This is a genomic window from Microvirga zambiensis WSM3693 (assembly GCF_016735695.1).
Lineage (GTDB): Bacteria > Pseudomonadota > Alphaproteobacteria > Rhizobiales > Beijerinckiaceae > Microvirga > Microvirga zambiensis.
The window spans coordinates 33,887-50,171 of the sequence record NZ_JAERQD010000046.1; the positions used below are offsets into that span (position 1 = coordinate 33,887).

15 protein-coding genes and 1 pseudogene are annotated in these 16,285 nt (G+C 60.7%); 10 read left to right on the forward strand and 6 right to left on the reverse strand.

Annotated features, from left to right (window positions below; translation table 11 throughout):
• Nucleotides 1-147 precede the first annotated feature (147 nt).
• The 5 genes and pseudogenes from JKL46_RS25780 to JKL46_RS25800 form a co-directional block, all read right to left on the reverse strand.
• Nucleotides 148-672, reverse strand: a pseudogene (locus tag JKL46_RS25780) (transposase); the annotation flags it as partial.
• A complete protein-coding gene (locus tag JKL46_RS25785) occupies nucleotides 650-1,789 on the reverse strand; it encodes a MalY/PatB family protein (protein WP_246529532.1) in 1,140 nt (379 codons plus the stop codon). The gene JKL46_RS25785 and the pseudogene JKL46_RS25780, both read right to left, overlap by 23 nt.
• A 42-nt stretch (nucleotides 1,790-1,831) precedes the next feature.
• Nucleotides 1,832-2,080 (reverse strand): dihydrodipicolinate synthase family protein, encoded by a 249-nt coding sequence (locus JKL46_RS25790; RefSeq protein WP_201838678.1) that lies wholly within the window; start codon nucleotides 2,078-2,080, stop codon nucleotides 1,832-1,834.
• 12 nt (nucleotides 2,081-2,092) lie between these two features.
• Complete coding sequence (locus JKL46_RS25795; protein ID WP_246529533.1) at nucleotides 2,093-3,451, reverse strand: dihydroorotase; 1,359 nt, start codon at nucleotides 3,449-3,451, stop codon at nucleotides 2,093-2,095.
• A gap of 2 nt (nucleotides 3,452-3,453) precedes the next feature.
• Complete coding sequence (locus JKL46_RS25800) at nucleotides 3,454-4,116, reverse strand: aspartate/glutamate racemase family protein (protein ID WP_201838680.1); 663 nt, start codon at nucleotides 4,114-4,116, stop codon at nucleotides 3,454-3,456.
• Nucleotides 4,117-4,279: 163 nt separating this feature from the next.
• On the opposite strand from JKL46_RS25800, the gene JKL46_RS25805 reads away from it, so the two are divergent.
• Nucleotides 4,280-4,966, forward strand: a complete 687-nt coding sequence (locus JKL46_RS25805) for a GntR family transcriptional regulator (RefSeq protein ID WP_343074121.1) — start codon at nucleotides 4,280-4,282, stop codon at nucleotides 4,964-4,966.
• Nucleotides 4,967-4,992: 26 nt separating this feature from the next.
• Here the strand turns inward: JKL46_RS25805 and JKL46_RS25810 are convergent, their stop codons facing one another.
• The gene (locus JKL46_RS25810; protein ID WP_425493300.1) at nucleotides 4,993-6,807 is read right to left on the reverse strand and encodes an ABC transporter ATP-binding protein; all 1,815 of its coding nucleotides are present in this window, start codon (nucleotides 6,805-6,807) and stop codon (nucleotides 4,993-4,995) included.
• Between the two features lie 103 nt (nucleotides 6,808-6,910).
• Here JKL46_RS25810 and JKL46_RS25815 point away from each other — a divergent pair, with 103 nt between their 5' ends.
• The 9 genes from JKL46_RS25815 (at nucleotide 6,911) to JKL46_RS25855 (ending at nucleotide 16,074) form a co-directional block, all read left to right on the forward strand.
• Entirely contained in the window at nucleotides 6,911-7,768 is an 858-nt protein-coding gene (locus tag JKL46_RS25815) for a rhodanese-like domain-containing protein (protein ID WP_201838682.1), read from the forward strand.
• A gap of 260 nt (nucleotides 7,769-8,028) precedes the next feature.
• Nucleotides 8,029-9,591 (forward strand): ABC transporter substrate-binding protein, encoded by a 1,563-nt coding sequence (locus JKL46_RS25820; protein WP_201838684.1) that lies wholly within the window; start codon nucleotides 8,029-8,031, stop codon nucleotides 9,589-9,591.
• Nucleotides 9,592-9,664: 73 nt separating this feature from the next.
• A complete protein-coding gene (locus JKL46_RS25825; protein WP_201838686.1) occupies nucleotides 9,665-10,675 on the forward strand; it encodes an ABC transporter permease in 1,011 nt (336 codons plus the stop codon).
• Complete coding sequence (locus JKL46_RS25830) at nucleotides 10,672-11,511, forward strand: ABC transporter permease (protein WP_201838688.1); 840 nt, start codon at nucleotides 10,672-10,674, stop codon at nucleotides 11,509-11,511. The genes JKL46_RS25825 and JKL46_RS25830 overlap by 4 nt, the downstream gene beginning before the upstream one ends.
• A gap of 1 nt (nucleotide 11,512) precedes the next feature.
• Nucleotides 11,513-12,895, forward strand: a complete 1,383-nt coding sequence (locus tag JKL46_RS25835) for an ABC transporter substrate-binding protein (protein ID WP_201838690.1) — start codon at nucleotides 11,513-11,515, stop codon at nucleotides 12,893-12,895.
• Nucleotides 12,896-12,905: 10 nt separating this feature from the next.
• Nucleotides 12,906-13,289 (forward strand): VOC family protein, encoded by a 384-nt coding sequence (locus JKL46_RS25840; RefSeq protein WP_201838691.1) that lies wholly within the window; start codon nucleotides 12,906-12,908, stop codon nucleotides 13,287-13,289.
• On the forward strand, nucleotides 13,286-15,046 hold the full coding sequence (locus JKL46_RS25845) for an SUMF1/EgtB/PvdO family nonheme iron enzyme (RefSeq protein ID WP_201838693.1): 1,761 nt from the start codon (nucleotides 13,286-13,288) through the stop codon (nucleotides 15,044-15,046). The genes JKL46_RS25840 and JKL46_RS25845 overlap by 4 nt, the downstream gene beginning before the upstream one ends.
• Nucleotides 15,047-15,144: 98 nt before the next feature.
• The gene (locus JKL46_RS25850) at nucleotides 15,145-15,405 is read left to right on the forward strand and encodes an SOS response-associated peptidase family protein (protein ID WP_343074122.1); all 261 of its coding nucleotides are present in this window, start codon (nucleotides 15,145-15,147) and stop codon (nucleotides 15,403-15,405) included.
• A 483-nt stretch (nucleotides 15,406-15,888) separates the two neighbouring features.
• Nucleotides 15,889-16,074, forward strand: coding sequence for a hypothetical protein (locus JKL46_RS25855; protein WP_201838695.1), 186 nt, complete (start codon nucleotides 15,889-15,891; stop codon nucleotides 16,072-16,074).
• Nucleotides 16,075-16,285 lie beyond the last annotated feature (211 nt).

The window sequence follows — 16,285 nt, forward strand, 5'->3', positions numbered from 1 at the left end:
AGATCGCCTATAGAATATAAGCGGTGCGCAGACTGGTACTGCGTGAGGCACAAGGCACTCTCCGCAATGAGATCAGGACAATGCCTATTGGTTTCGTCTCAAGCCAGTCTCCATTGAGCTATGACGGATTTTGGGTGACGGGGCCGATCAGGCGGCGCTGTTTGTCGGCATCGGAATGACTTCGGTGCCGTCCTTAAACCTGACACCGGCGATTACTTTGGGCAACTGGTTTTCGCCCATCAGCCGCCGCCAGCTTTTCGCGACTGCCATCACAATCTCGAATACCATCAGCCGCGCTGTTGTCGGCTACAGCGCCCCCTTGGTGCGCACGGTCCGGTGCCGCACGGTTGCGAACACTCTTTCAATGGGATTTGTCGGCCGCAGATGGACTCAATGCTCAACGGGCCAATCGTAGAAGGCCAGCAGCGCCCGCTGGTCCTTGTGCACGCACTCCACGGCTTTTGGATAGCGCGCCTGATAGGCTTCGGCGAACAGATCGATGGCAACTTCGGCTTGCGCTCGTGTCGGGGCGAGATAGATCTCCCGCAGGGAAGCCTTCATCCCCGACTGCACGGATTTCGGCACCTTGTTGAGGACGTTGGTGGTCTTGTGCAGCCAGCAGCGCTGATGATGCGTGCCGGGAAAGAGCTCATCGAGTGCCTTCGAGAAGCCGGGAGGCAATCGCTGCCTCCATACGATCTAGGCCTTCTATCAACGTCGCTCGGCTGCAGCCAAAATTAAGCCGGACATATTTGCTATAGACCTCGCCGAATTCATGCCCAGCACTGAGACCGACTTTTGCATTATCGAGAAAGAATTGCTGTGGGTCAGGTAGGTTAAGCTCGGAGCAATCCAGCCACGCCAGGAATGTCGCCTGTGGTTTCTTCATCTTGATGCTGGGAAAGCGCGCCGAGATCGTGTCGACGAGGTAATCGCGATTAGCTTGCAGATAATCTAAAAGGTCCCTCTTCCAAGATTCCGCCCTGCTGAACGCAGCCAACGTCGCTTCCAGACCAAGAACATTGACACTGTCGACCATTCCAAGTCGCGACGCAGCAAATCGGTCCCGGATCTCCGGATTCTGAATGATGGCGAAGGCGGTTTTTAGGCCAGGTATATTATAGGTTTTAGCAGCTGACATCAGGGTGATGGTGCGCCATGCCACATCCGAACTTAGCGATGCGATCGGTGTGTGTACGTTGCTATCGAAGAGAAGGTCGCAATGAATTTCATCGGAGATGATGACCCTTCCCTCGGTCGCGGCAGCAATGTCATGTAGCTCCTCAGGGGTGTAGACCTTGCCTGTCGGATTGTGCGGATTACAAAGTAGGAATGCACGTGATGCCGCAAGCTTCTGGAGATCGTCCTTGCTCAGATCTGACGCGTTGATGTCAATGCGGCGGAGGTTCCAATGATCAGGAGCTTTGAGGATTGGCCGGTAAATCGGGCTCTGGATCGCGAGAGTGTCACCCGGCTCGAGCATCGCCTTAATGGCCATGTTGAAACCTGGCTCTACCCCCGGTAAGAATACAATGTCTTCCGGTTGGATGATCCATTGGTATATCCTCGCCAGATCGGCAACAATTTGTGCCCTCAGCTGGTCGCGCGCGACACCATAACCAAGAATTGGATGTTCGAGTCGCTCGACAATTGCCTCGATAATTTCGGGGGCCGCTGCGAAATCCATGTCGGCGACCCACATCGGCAACACGTCGGCTGAATACTTGCTCCATTTGGAGCTGCCGGTACCGCGCCGTTCTATCGGAGTATCAAAGTTGTAAGTCATCATGTGCAGCTTAATTGTTCGTGGGATTTAATGTGGTGGCAGGTTTTACTGTCGCGCCTTCATCGACCGAGATCCGCAGCGCGCAATGGTGCGGCGGATCACATGGATCGCTTCGGCTTGGGTGAGCTTTGGCGCGTCGCCCATCATCCCAAGGATGGTCAGGCCAACAGCTCCCTTGTCGAAGTAGAAGTCAACCATCGAGTCGATGCTGGCGTCGTCAATCTGCATCGTCTCGGTGAACGGCGTGGCGGCAATGACAAAGACGCCTGCGGTCTGGATATCGATCAACGGCATTGGAACTTCCTGTTAGGCGAACCAGTGCGAGGAGCCTCGGCCGACGTAGCGGCCTTCTCCTGGCGCGTTGACCACGGCGCTGCCGTCCCATGCCAATTTGCCGCCCACATAGGTGCGCGTCACGCGGCACTCGAACCGCCGCCCGTCGAAGGGGCTCCAGTTGAGCTCATCATGGGCGTTGCGGGCGTCCCAAAGCATCGGCTCAGGGGATAGGATAGTGAGGTCCGCGTCCGCGCCGGGGCGAATAGCTCCCTTTTGCGGCCACAGGCCGATGAACCGGGCTGGCCTTTCCGCCAGTTGCTGGGCCGTCAGCAGTGGAGCATTGAGACCCCGCGCTTCTGCGCCGGTAAAGAAGGCAGGAAGAAGGGTTTCAAGTCCCGGCACGCCAGCTCCCGCGTCGAAGATCGACTCGGTGAACTTGTTGTCGATGGGCCAGCTCGAGTGATCGGAGCTGACGAAGGCGACGCGGTTAGAAGTCACCTCGTTCCATAGCGCATCGATTTGACCGGGGCGGATCGGCGGGTTGACCTTCATTCTCGCGCCCAGCGCCGGACCGTCCGTGGCGGGATCGAACCAAAGGTAATGGACGCAAAGCTCGCCCGTCGCCCGATACCCATCCTGCTTGTAGTGATCGACGAGTTGGAACCCGCGGGAGGAGGTCAGGTGCACGATGTGGGCGTGAGCGCCGGAGGCAGCGCCCAGCTCGAGAAAGTGAGCCGTCGAGGCCAGCTCGGCGGCAAGGGGGCGGCTGGCGGAATGGGCTTCGATGCCGCTCTCGGCAGCGTTCCGCGCGCGGGCGATGCGGGCGCGTACGATCTCCTGGTCTTCGTTATGCAGCCCCAGAGGAATGTTCGTTGGCGCAAGAGCTTCCAGCAGATCAAAGGCCTGGTCGGCTGCGATGCGCGGAAAGCGGGTCGGGCTGCTCTCGAAGCCGGAGATCTTAAAGGCGACAACTCCGCGCTCGATCAGGGGAATGACGTCCTCGGCCGACTGTCCAGGCATGATCGTGGCATAGAGCGCCACATTGGCGTGCGCATGCTCGCTGATTGCCCCGACTTTCGCCTCCAGACGCTCCACTGTGTGGAGCGGGTCGGGATTGTCGTAGGGCATGTCCACAATGGTCGTGACACCCCCCGCCACGGCCGAGCGGGTGGTGGAGCGCAGGCCGGGAAGTCCGCCATAGCTGCCCGCATGAGTTTGCCCATCGATGATTCCAGGTAGAACGTAGCTCCCGGAGGCATCGAACGTCTCTGCGGCTTGCGGAGCGTCGCCGGTTCCGACCGCCGCGATCCGGCCTGCCTTCACGGCAACCCAGCCGTTCTCGATCGGCCCATCAGGGGTAACAATTGTGCCAAAAATGATCTGATCCATGCTCAGCGGGCCCTTCTGCGATATTGGAGATCGAGGTTGGTGCAGGCGAGAGCGACGCCGGCCTGCACCGGGTCGACGATCGGCAGGCCCAACTCCGCTTCCATGGCGGCGCGATAGCTTCCCAGCCCGGCGCATCCGAGAATGATCACATCGGCGCCGTCCTCGTCACGCAGCAATCTGCCGGTTCGCACGACGGTCTCAACCACGTTGCTGGACATGAGTTGTGGAATGGTCATGTCGATGGACCGATCGCCGGCCAACCGGCCGTCGAGCTTGATCTTTTCAAGATAACGCAGATGGCGGGCGATGGACGAGGGGCCGAGCGACACGATGCCAAAGCGATGGCCCAAGCCGAGGGCTGCCAAGTAGGCGGATTCCGCAATTCCCACTACTGGTTTGTCCGTCGCTTCACGGACCAGATCGATTCCGGGGTCGGAGAAGCAGCCCAGCACGAAGGCGGCCGCATCGGACTGGCCGACCGCTTCCAGGATGTGCGGAACGACCTCAACGACGTGCTCGTCAGTCTCAATCCCGGGAGGCGACTTCGCCAACTCAGTACAGCGGATATCATGACGGGTGCTTGCCCGGACGATACTAAGGCATGCCTCCATGGAGCGCGTCATGGAGGAGGAGCTGTTCGGGTTGATAACAAGAATGTCCGCCATAGCGCACCTGGATTTGAATATACCACGTGATATACTACCTGCGGGAACGCGTCAAAGGCACGCCCCGGCAAGCGTAGCCAAAGCTGGTCGGCTGTCCTATTGTTGCGTCTGCAGCGTAGCCAGAGAAGCTGACACTGAGTTCGTTGTTGAGGATAAGAGTTTGGTGGATCAGGAAGTATCGGGCAAACGCAGCAAGTCGCTGATGGATCGGGCTTACGCGATCCTTCGCCAGCGGATCATTACTGGGCAGCTGGCGCCTGGGGCGGAAATGTCCGAGCTGGAGCTAGCCGAGCAGCTCTCGATGAGCAAGACGCCGGTGCGCGAGGCCCTGGCTCGCCTGGGACTTGAAGGACTTGTCGAGGCCTTCCCGCGCCGGGGGTATCGCGTCACGGCCGTGACCATCAAGGACGTGAACGACCTCTTCGCCGTCCGGGCGATGCTGGAGGGAACGGCAGGAGCCATGGCTGCAGTCAATCTCACAGATGCCGAACTCGACCGGCTTGAGGCCTTGGCCGACGCCAGCTACGTGGTTGGTGAGAACGTGAGCGTTCAGTCCTTTGTGGAGGCCAATGAGGAATTCCACTCGGAGATCGCCAGAGCCTCGCGCAATCCGCGGCTCTACGGGCTGGTCATGAGCCATCTTGAGGAATGTGCCCGTTTCTTCTACATGGGCGCCCAAGCGCGGGACGTGAACCCGGAAACCAACACCGACCACCACCGGATCGTCGACGTGCTGCGCGGCCGGGATCCGGAGAAGGCCCGCGCCGTGATGGTCGAGCACAACGAGAATACCCGGCGTGGCCTTCTCCAGGCGCTGATCGGCAGACAGGACAGCGGCTTGGCCCTCTAGGGAAAGGGCTAGCTCCCCGCTGTGACTCAACTCCAGTCAATGTCCCACGCCTGCACGAAATGGCCGGGTTGGGCCTCCATGTAGCGGCGAACCGGTGGAACATAGCTGGGGGGCCTGATGGGGCTCTTGATCTCATCGCTTGTAACAGCCCTGCGAACGTGCCGCCGGGCCAGATCAGCGACCGGAACGGCCGCCAACAGGCGCTTGGTGTAAGGATGCTGCGGATTGCCGAAGATTGCCTCGCGCGGTCCGATTTCGACGATTTCACCGAGATACATGACCGCGACGCGGTGGCTGACCCGCTCGACGACCGCCATGTCATGGGAAATGAATAGATAGCCTAGCTTGAGGGTGTCCTGCAGCTCGAGCATCAGGTTGATGACTTGGGCCTTGACGGAAACGTCCAGCGCCGACACCGCTTCGTCCGCGACGATGAGGCCTGGGTTCAGGGCTAGAGCTCGGGCGATGGCGACGCGTTGGCGCTGACCGCCGGAGAATTCATGCGGGAAACGCTTGGCCATGTCGGGATGAAGGCCGACGCGCTCAAGCAGCGCTGCAACCTGCATGCCAGCTTCAGCACGGGTGGCGAGCCTATGCGCTAGAAGCGGTTCGGCGATGGCCTCACCGATCCGCATGCGGGGGTTGAGGCTTGAGAAGGGATCTTGGAAGATCATCTGCATGCGCTTGCGCTTTTCGGACAGCGCGCGCCGGGGCAGTGCTAGCACATCCTCGCCTTCGATACGGATGGAGCCGCTGGTTGGCTCGACGAGGCGCAGGATGGATCGGCCCGTCGTGGATTTCCCGCATCCGGATTCGCCGACCAGAGACAGCGTTTCGCCGGCCTGCAACTGGAACGACACGTTCTCGACGGCGTGAACACGGCCGGTGACCCTGCCGAGAATACCCGAGCGGATGTCGAATCGGGTTACCAAGTCTCTGACCTCAAGGACGGGCCTGCCGGGTGCGACGGTGTCGCGGCCTTCGCGCGGCGGTGTGAGTTGGCCGGTCTTGACATCAATAATTGGGAACGCGGCCGGACGCACGTGGTCCTTCATGCCCCCCAACTGTGGCACGGCCGACAGCAGGGCCCGCGTATACGGATGTTGAGAACGTTGGAAGATTGCCTCGGTCGTACCCGTCTCCAGAGCCTGCGACCGATACATGACGACGGTGCGGTCAGCGATTTCGGCCACGACACCCATGTCATGGGTGATGAAGAGGACCGCCATCTCCTGTTCCCGCTGCAGCTCCTTGATCAGGTCCAGGATTTGCGCCTGAATGGTCACGTCGAGCGCCGTGGTCGGCTCGTCCGCAATGAGCAGTTTAGGACGGCAAGAGAGCGCCATGGCGATCATGACGCGCTGAAGCATTCCGCCCGAGAGCTGGTGCGGATATTCGCCGAAACGGCTCCGGGCTGCCGGAATGCGGACCCGGTCGAGCAGCCGAACCGTCTCAGCCCGAGCCTCGGCCTTGGATAGGTTGCGGTGGGTAATCAAAGCTTCCTGGATCTGCCGCCCGATTGTGAGCACCGGATTGAGGCTCGTCATGGGCTCCTGGAAGATCATTCCGATCTCATCGCCCCGTATGGCCTGCATCTGCGTTTCGGCGAGCGTAAGAAGATCACGCCCCTCGAGTAGTATCTGCCCCGTCACGCGGCTGGATCGCGGAGGCAGCAGCCCCATGATCGACAAGGCCGTGATGCTTTTGCCTGAACCTGACTCCCCCACGAGGGCGACCGTTTCTCCGGCGTCGATGTGAAAGCTGACGTCGTTTACGACCGTGTTCCAAATGCCATCCCGACGGAACTGGGTCGTCAGGCCTTTGATCGAAAGAACGGGCACGTAAATCTCCAAGGGGGGCAGGCATGTCCTATTGCATCGCCCTGGCTGGTAAAAGTCAATCTAAGATGCTACGTAATATATCAAGCCGTTTCAGGGGGCACGAGTGAGTGACGACCTTCGCAGCAAGGTGCTGCTGACACCCGAGCAGCTACACGAACTGATGCAGGGCGGCCGAGACATGACCATCTTGGCCATACAGTCCATCAATCCCTATACTGGGAAGCCGTCCATCCGCGACGTTCGTATTCCGGGAGCGATCGACGCGGAAGCCTATACGGATTTCCAGGCGCCGTCGTCGCCAACAGGGGGGCAGCGTCCATTGCCGATGCTGGCCGACCTGCAGGCTGCAGCGAGACGGTGGGGTCTGCGCAAGGACAGGCTGATTGTCATCTATGACAGTGACCGGAGCATGACAGCAGCGCGCGCCTGGTGGGTTCTGCGCTGGGCAGGGTTGCCGGACGTTCGCGTGCTGGACGGCGGGCTCCCAGCATGGCAGGCGGCCGGATTGCCTCTGACCAGTGAAGTGCCTACGCAGGAACCCAGCGACATCACCCTCTCAGTAGGGCACATGCCAGAACTGGATGCCGATGGGGCGGCGCAAATGGCTTGGGAGGGCGTTTTGCTCGATGCTCGGATCCGGCCAAATTATATCGGCGGAACGACGGCTCCGGGTACCCCGGCGCGAGGACATATTCCCGGGGCGATCAGCGCGCCAGCTCCTGACAACGTAACGGATTATGGCAATTTCACCGACAGCAAGACGCTTCGGGAAATGTACCGCGTGCTGGGGGCGGATGGCAGCAAGTCGGTGGGTGTTTACTGCGGGGCGGGCATGTCGGCAGCTCACTCGGTGCTCGCATTGGCCGCTATCGGCATCGACGCTGCAATGTATCCCGGTTCGTGGTCGCACTGGATCACAGATCCCGAGAGGCCCGTTGTGACAGGTGGCCACCCGGGCTAGGTTCACGCATGCGGCCGACAGGCTACCGAAGAGGCCAAGCTCCGGAGGAGTGCTCAATGTCTGTGCAGCTCGCCCAGAAATCGCACACTGCCTAAACTTTACACCTCTAGCTAGGTAGGATATTTCCTGGAATATCAGCAGAGATATGTCTCTGATCCTGTATCCTCCGCCTGCCGATCGCCGGAGAGGGTCGAATATCGGGGACCGCAAGAAGCCTATTTGACCGCAACCCGTCACCAGACCACGAAGGGCCCACTCGAATGAAACTCTTCAGACTTTTCGCAGGCGCCACGTTGGCTCTGCCATTGATGTTGAACGCAGCCCATGCGCAGGCATCTGACCCGCTGAAGACGCTGGTGATTGCCGTTCCGTCTGATCCCGACAATCTCGAACCGGGCACCAACAAGGCGGAGCCCGTCGGCAGCGAGGTCATCCTCAATGTCTTCGACACCCTCGTGGCTTGGACGCCGCCGGATTTCACCAAGCTGGAAGGCCGCCTTGCTGAGAGCTGGACGGTTTCGCCCGATGGAACGACCTTCGGCTTCAAGCTCCGTGAAGGGGTCAAGTTTCACGATGGCACCGCCTTCGACGCCGATGCGGTGAAGTTCTCGATTGAGAGAACCAAGGCCAGCAACCCCTATGTTGAGGCGACGTTCGGCCTGATCCGCGACATTGCTGTGGTGTCGCCAACAGAACTGAAGATTTCCCTGTCGAAGCCCTACCCGGCTTTCCTGTCGATCCTCGCCCAGCCGCAATCGGCCATCGTGAGCCCCGCTGCCGTCAAGAAGTTCGGCGACCAGTTCGCGTCCAATCCCGTCGGCACGGGGCCGTTTGTGTTCAAGAGCTATCAAGCTGACACCAACGTGGTTCTGGAGTCCAACCCGAACTACTTCCTCGGCGCTCCCAAGCTCTCGCGCATCATTTACCGGATCATTCCGGACGCTTCGACGCGGCGGCTGGAATTGGAGAACGGCGGCGTCGACATCGTCCAGCAGCAGGGCCAACTCTCATCAATCGCGGCAGAGGACATCCAGGCGCTCAAGGGCAATCCGAACGTCTCCGTTCTGGAAGCCCCGAGCCAGATCATCCGCCAGCTTGAATTCAACAACAACAATCCTAACAGCCCAGTCGCCGATATCCGTGTGCGTCGAGCCATCGTGCACGCCATCGACTACGAGGGTCTGCTGACCGGCGTCTTCGGAGGCACGGCGGAGCGCGTTTATGGTCCGCTCACCAGCAACAGCTGGGCCTTCAACCCTAAGATCAAGGAGACCGCACCCAAATACGATCCTGAGTTGTCGAAGCGTCTCCTGGCCGAGGCGGGCGTCGACCCGGCGCGCCTCAACTTCAAGCTCTATAGCTTCCAGGGCGCCTTGTGGGGCGCAGTCGCGACCTTCGTGCAGGCGAACTTGGCCGACATCGGCATCAACGCGACCATCGAGCAGACGCAGTTCCCGGCCTATCGCGCGTTGCAGACCGCGGGGCGCTTCGATGTCGCCCTCGACGGTCGTCAGCCTTGGTACAACGACCCGGACGCTCACATCACGATTGGCTACCTGTCCAGCCTGGCCGACTCCGCCATGACCTTCCGCATGCCGAAGGAGGACGCACTCGACGCGCTGATCCTGAAGGCGCAGCAGACGGTTGCTCAGGAAGAGCGCAAGGGCCTGTACTTCCAGGTGCAGGAGGAGATCGCGAAGCGTGTTCCAGCCGCCTACCTGTTCAGCCCCAAGCTGATCGTGTTCCAGCGATCGAACGTCAAGGGCCTCGTGATCAACAGCGCGCCCCCGCTGAATGAATACCGGGGCGTCTACAAGGAGTAGCGATGAACTTCCACTCCGCGGTGTCGCTGGCACCGCGGAGCACGAACGGTACGGAATAGCCGATGAGCCAGACATGGTAAGTTTTCTTCTGCGCCGCCTGGTCGCTCTGTTACCGGTTCTGGCTCTGGTGCTGGTGATCGTCTTTTCTTTGGTGCGGATCATTCCGGGCGACCCGGCCGTCACGCTTTTGGGACCGGGAGCCACCAACGAGCAGATTGCAGCCCTGCGCCTGCAACTCGGGCTCGACCGTCCGGCCGCATTCCAGTTCTTCGACTACGTCGGCGGCCTTCTCCAGGGCAATCTGGGCACCTCCCTCAAGACAGGCAACGGAGTTTTACAGGAGATCCTGATCCGCCTGCCGGCCACGCTTGAACTGTCGATCTGCGCAACTCTCCTGGCAATCCTCATCGGGATCCCGATCGGCGTTTTGTCCGCCACATGGCCGAATTCTGGACTGGATCACGTCACGCGCGTAGTATCGCTCCTGGGCGTGTCCATGCCGGCCTTTCTGCTGGCACTGATCCTGCAGCTGATCTTCGCCACCTATCTCGGATGGCTCCCAGTCTCCGGCCGGATCAGCCCGTATGTCGCTACTCCGACCGTCACGGGCTTTGCCACTCTCGACGGTGTCATCAACGGCGATTTCGGGGCCATGTGGAGCGCCGTGCAGCATCTCGTGTTGCCCACGGTAGTACTGGCGGCCTTTCTGGCAACCACCCTGGGCCGTTTTGTGCGCAACACGATGCTCGATGTGATGACGGAGGACTACATCCGGACTGCCCGCGCCAAAGGTCTGAGCAGATCGAGCGTAATCCTGCACCACGGCCTGCGCAATTCGCTCCTGCCGGCCATTACCATCACCGGCCTCAAATTTGCTGAGATGCTCGGTGGAGCGATCCTGACCGAAACCATTTTCGCATGGCCAGGCGTCGGTCGCTTCATGTTCGAGGCGATCAAGAACCGCGACTACCCCGTCATCCAAGGAACGACGCTCATCTTCGCGTTGCTCTTCATGGCCACCTCACTTCTGGTCGATCTCCTCTACGGTGTTCTCGATCCCCGTGTCCGCAGGAAGATGCAATGACGATGCTCTTGATCTTCCTGCGCAAGAACACGCTCGCCATGGTCGGTGGGCTGACCCTTCTCGCCGTATTGCTCGCGATCCTGTTCGCCCCGATGATGATCACCTATTCCCCGACCCGCATCAACGTGCTGCACAAACTGGCCGCGCCGAGCTGGGAGCATTGGCTTGGAACGGATGCGTTCGGACGCGACGTGCTGACTCGCGTGCTGTACGGAGGGCGCTACACGCTGGCTATCGGCATTGGTGTCGTTGCCATCGCCTTCACGGTCGGAGTGTTCTTCGGCACACTGGCGGGCTTTGCCGGGGGGGTCGTCGACATGCTGATCATGCGTGTGGTCGACGCGATGCTGTCCTTTCCGGCATTGGTTCTGGCAATCGCATTGGCTGCCGCCTTCGGCCCGAGCCTCAACAATGCCATGTTGGCAGTCGCCATCACGCTGGCACCGCAATTTGCGCGCGTCGCGCGCAGCCAGGCTCTGGCAGTCTCGGTGAAACCTTACGTAGAGGCGGCGGTTTCGCTGGGGCTTCCTACGCGGCGCATCCTTTGGCGGTACATATTCGCCAACGGCTTAGGGCCTCTTCTGGTGCAGGCCTCGCTCAGCCTCGGCAGCGCCATCCTTCAGACCGCGAGCCTCGGCTTCCTAGGCTTGGGGGCGCAGCCGCCCTTGGCGGAGTGGGGCGCCGACGTATCGGCCAATCTGCAATATATGCGCGGCAGCCCCTGGGTGGCGCTGTCGCCGGGGATGGCCATCCTTCTCACCGTGCTCTGCTTCAACCTGATCGGCGACTCACTGGCCGACTGGTTCAACCCCCGCCGCCGCAGCGAGCTCGACTAGCATGCTGACCATTGCGCTCGAAAAAGTCGACTTTCTGCCCGCGACCCGGGTGACGGACGACACCAGCGTCCTGACGCTCAAAAACCTCGTGTTCGAGCCGCTCCTGCGCTGGGTGCCTGGAGGCTCTGCCCACCCCGCGTTATTCTCGCACTGGGCCCATTCCCCAGATGGCCGGCGATGGGAGTTCTTCATCCGCCCGGGCGCTGCCTTCCACGACGGCAAGCCCTGCGTGCCGGAAGATGTAACGGGCTTCATCGCCGACATTCTTGATGCCGTTGACACTTTCGGAATGAGATGGTCCTACGCGCGTTATCTGGCTCATGCGCGTGTCGCGGTCGGATCCGACCGCAGCGTGGTCGTCGAGAATCCTGAGCCGATCGCCGACATTCTCGATATTTTTTCGGAGTTCTACCTCTGCCGCAATGCACCGGACGGCCGCGCGACCCTCGGCACGGGGCCTTATCGCGTCGCCGCCTTCGAGCCGGGCCGGACGGCGGTGCTCGAGCGGTTCGGAGCGACGAATGGACCAGACCGCATTGCCTTTCGTGCGGAGCCGGATGCGGACCGGCGCTTCGACCTCCTCAAGGCCAGGCACGTCGACGCAGCTTCGAATCTCGAGCGGGTCCATGGCCGTCCCACCTTCGACCCGTCTTATGCCTGGGGTTCGGCGCTCAACACCCTGTCGGTGATGTACTACCTCAACTGCTTCGAGGGGCTATTCGCTTCTCCGGAGGCGCGGCTCGCCGTGAACCACGCTGTCGATCAGGATAGGCTCATCGCGGAGGTCTTCCACGGGCTCGGCGCCCCATCGGTCACTATCGTGAGCCCGTTTCACTTGGGAATGTCCAAAGTGGCCCTGAAACCGATAGCTTATGACCCGTATGAGGCCCGACGACTGTTAGACAAGGCAGGTGGCCCTGATACCGTGATGCTGCGGACGCCGACCTTCATGCCCGAGCGGGCGCAGGAGATCAGCCGCTTCGTGGCCGCCTGCTTGGGTGATGTCGGGCTCAAAGTCGAAATCGAGGTGGAGCACGACCGTCCCGAATACGCACGTCAGGTTGGGCGCAAGCAGATCGGCGACATGGCCATTTTCGATTCGTCACCACAGAGCACCTACCGGGTGCAGAATGACAAAATCTCGAGCACTACAAAGGCGGTATGGTGGCAGGGCTATGACGATCCGGAAGCCGAGCGCCTGATTATCGAAGCCAACCGCGCAATCGACCAGGATGCTAGGGATATCGCCTATGCCCGATGCCTCCGGCGCCTGCGCGACAATCCGCCTTGGCTCTATATCATGCACCCGACCGATGTCTTCGCGGCTCAACACGACGCACCGGGACTGTCCATCGACCACAAGGGTGCGCTCATCATCACCTGACTGGATTATCATGAAAAAAGATCACGCAATCACCTTCTTCTACTACCCCGACATCCACGCCGTAGCGCCGTTCTACGAGAACGTCCTAGGATTTGAGCTTGTGCTTGATCAGGGGCTAGCCCGTATTTATCGGATCGCCGACAACAGCTACTTCGGGATCGTCGACGGCAATCGCGGCCACCTACGGCATCAGGAGAAGAGTGCAGTCCTTCTAACGGTCGTGTCGGAGGACGTAGAAGGTTGGCACGCCAAGCTGACGGAAGCCGGCGTAGCGAGCCTGACCGAGATGCGACGCGGAAACTACTGCGATCACTTCTTCTTCGAGGACCCTGCAGGCTACGCGATCGAGATCCAGCGGTTCCACAATCCTGACGTTGCAAAGCTCTTCCGATGATTGAAGAGCCTCGTTTCCCGCTGCTGGTCAACTTCACCCACGAAGACAAGGCCGCTAAGGGGCTGCGGTCCCTGCGCGAGCCCACCACACCGGAGCCGCCAGTTTACTTCACCGCACGAGAGATGGTGGAGACGACCACGCCTTTGCTGCTTCTCGGCGATAGGGGCAGTGGCAAGACCGTCTTCGCCCGGCAGATCGCCAGCGAGCTGGGCTACCACCATGTCGAGATCTCCGGACCTGCCTCGTTCGCCGAGCTCACCGAAGGATTGCCAGAAGGTGCGAGCTTGATCCTGGACGGCGTCGATCGTCTGGGCCCGCAGGGAGTGGCCGTGCTTGAGGACGCGCTGGCGCACCTGCCCGAACGCAGGCTGCTTGTCTTAGGCGAACCCAGCGTGGTCAAATCCTGGCGCATCCCGTCGGGCTATCACATCCACACCCTGTTGCCGCTGCCCCTCGAGCAAAGGGAAGCCGTTCTATCGACGAGGAGGATTAACGCCCTGGCGCCGCTATCCCGGGCGGCCGCAAATCCAGCTCTCTTTTCCCTGGCACTGTCCATTGATATGCCTGCCGAAACCCCTGAGGACCTGATCGACGCCATTGTGGCCGGGCAGCCGGCTGCCGCGGAGGCTGGCTTCGCCGCAGTGCAGGAAGGCAGATCCGCAAACCGGGTCGTGAACGATCTTCTGGCGGCAAGGCATCTGCTGACGCTTTCCGCGGATACGGCAGCGAGACTGTTCCACACCTCCCCCGACGTATGGGCCCCAAGCATAGCCAGTCTGCTGCGGCGGCTTCAGGGGGCGCTCGAAGCGTTGGCCGAGCGGCTTATTGAGGGCTCCGGCGACAGCGCCCTGCGAGGCGCCGTGATGGTGGCTGAGGTCCTTGACGCGGGTTCTCCTTTGTACCCTGCTGTAACCGCAAGTCTCGTGCGGCTCGTCGAGACCGGCAGCCTCTCGGCATCGGACCGTGATGCTGCGGCACGCGCCCTTGCAGTCTGGGGGGATCCGCGCGATTTGGAAGCCCTTACAGAAGTGCCAGGCGGCACCTTCACGTTCGGGTCGGATACACACCCAAACTCCCAACCACCACACTCGGTGACGCTGGCTGATTTCCGGATCGGGCTCTATCCAGTCACGAACGCTGCGTATACGGCCTTCGTTGATGGGACAGGACGGCACTGGGCCTCAACAGACGGACGAAAGAAGGAACGTTCAAATGCGCCTGCGGTCGATCTCACGTGGCACGACGCGCGGGCATATTGCAATTGGCTCACTCGTCGATGGCGAACGGAGGGCCAGATAGACCAGGATGAAGTCGTGCGCTTGCCCACAGAGCCGGAATGGGAGCGGGCCGCCCGCGGTGACCAGCCGGATGCCGGCGCAGAGATCGTCTATCCCTGGCAGGGTCCCTGGGATCCTGACGCGGCCAATTCTGAGGAAACTGGCCTCAACACCACCTGTGCGGTGGGGCTTTTCCCAAAAGGCCGTTCTCCTTATGGCTGCTATGACATGGCCGGGCAGGTGTGGGAATGGACGACAACACTGTGGGGGGACGATATGGCGGTCCCGGAGTTTAAGTATCCTTACGCGAATGACGGACGGGAAAACTCAGCTGCCGGACCTGAAATCCGGCGCGTGTTGCGCGGTGGGTGTTTTTCCAGCACGAAAGCGAAAGCATGCTGCACCTACCGAGGTAGCTTGGAGCCGGATGGCTTCTGGCGAGGAAACGGATTCCGTATTGTCGTTTCAAAGTGGTCCTAAGTATTCTGCTCCAGCCTTTGCTGCTCACGTACGACACCTGCTGCGTTGGATGCTGCAGGACCCGGCCGCTGGCCGCGCTCGTGGGGATCTAGCGGCCGTTGACGGACATGTGCGGCACGAAGGCCGAGCCGATCGAGGGCGAGCACCTGCTCTACTCGTTCCTCACCTCCGAGCCTAACGGCGTTGTCAGGCTGATCCACCCGAGAGCTATGCCGGTGATCCTCACGACGCTTGAGGAGTACGAGATCTGGCTCACCGCGCCGGCGGATGTGGAGCTCAAGCTGCAGCGTCCTCTGCCTGATGACATGCTCCAGATCGTGTCGGAGGAACACCGCTCTTACCAGCCGGAGGTGGCATGAGGCGCGCGATTTTCAGATATATGCACACAGTCAGACAACCCGCCCAATCTCGGGTCTGCCTGCAACGCAGAGCAGCGGCTTCAGCAGATCCAAGCTCGGCGAACATGATTGTGTGAACAAGCTGATCAGCCGCAAACTCCAGCTCAGAAGTCGCGCCCCAAAATTTCACTGCGAAAAGAACCTCTGCCTTCGCCGGCGCCGCAGCCGGCGTCGAGTCCTGCGCCTGTTGAGGCTCCAGCCGCTGCTCCAGTTGCTTCGGCAGCTGCTCCTATTCCAGCCTCAACCGCTGAACCGAAGCCGAGAAGAGCCATAGCCGAACCTCCAACATCGATCCCTTACCCACCAGCTGAACCTATGGTGGCTCACGTCGCGCGGAGTGAAGCGGATAGAGTTAGTGCCCTGTTGCAGCTCTCTCGTCACTACAGGTCCGAGCGCTATTACAATGTCGATGACTTGATCATACCTCTGCGCGGATGTTGGGCTGTGGTTTACGGCGATGTCGAAATAAACACAGCCGAGCCGCCGGTTTGCGTCGTCGTCGATGCATACGAGCCCGATCCGAAAGCAGTTAACCCGTTCGATATTGATGTGATGTTCCTCGATATGAAAGATCAACATCACATCCGATCAGCCGCGAGTTGGATGTTCGTACCTTATCAGAAGGAATGAGCGCCTGCGGTGCCAACATAAATTGAGGGGTCGGGTTTCCCGGCCTCCAGCCTCAGGATTGTCGGTCTATTACGACTTCCCGCGGATCCTTGTCCTCCCGCAAGCCAAGGAAGGTGGGATGACGCAGGATGTTGGGCACTGTTGCGTTAACCTCGGCAGTGTAATCCGGATCGGCCAGTCGAGGAGCCGTTCTGTTGTCTCTGTTCAAGCG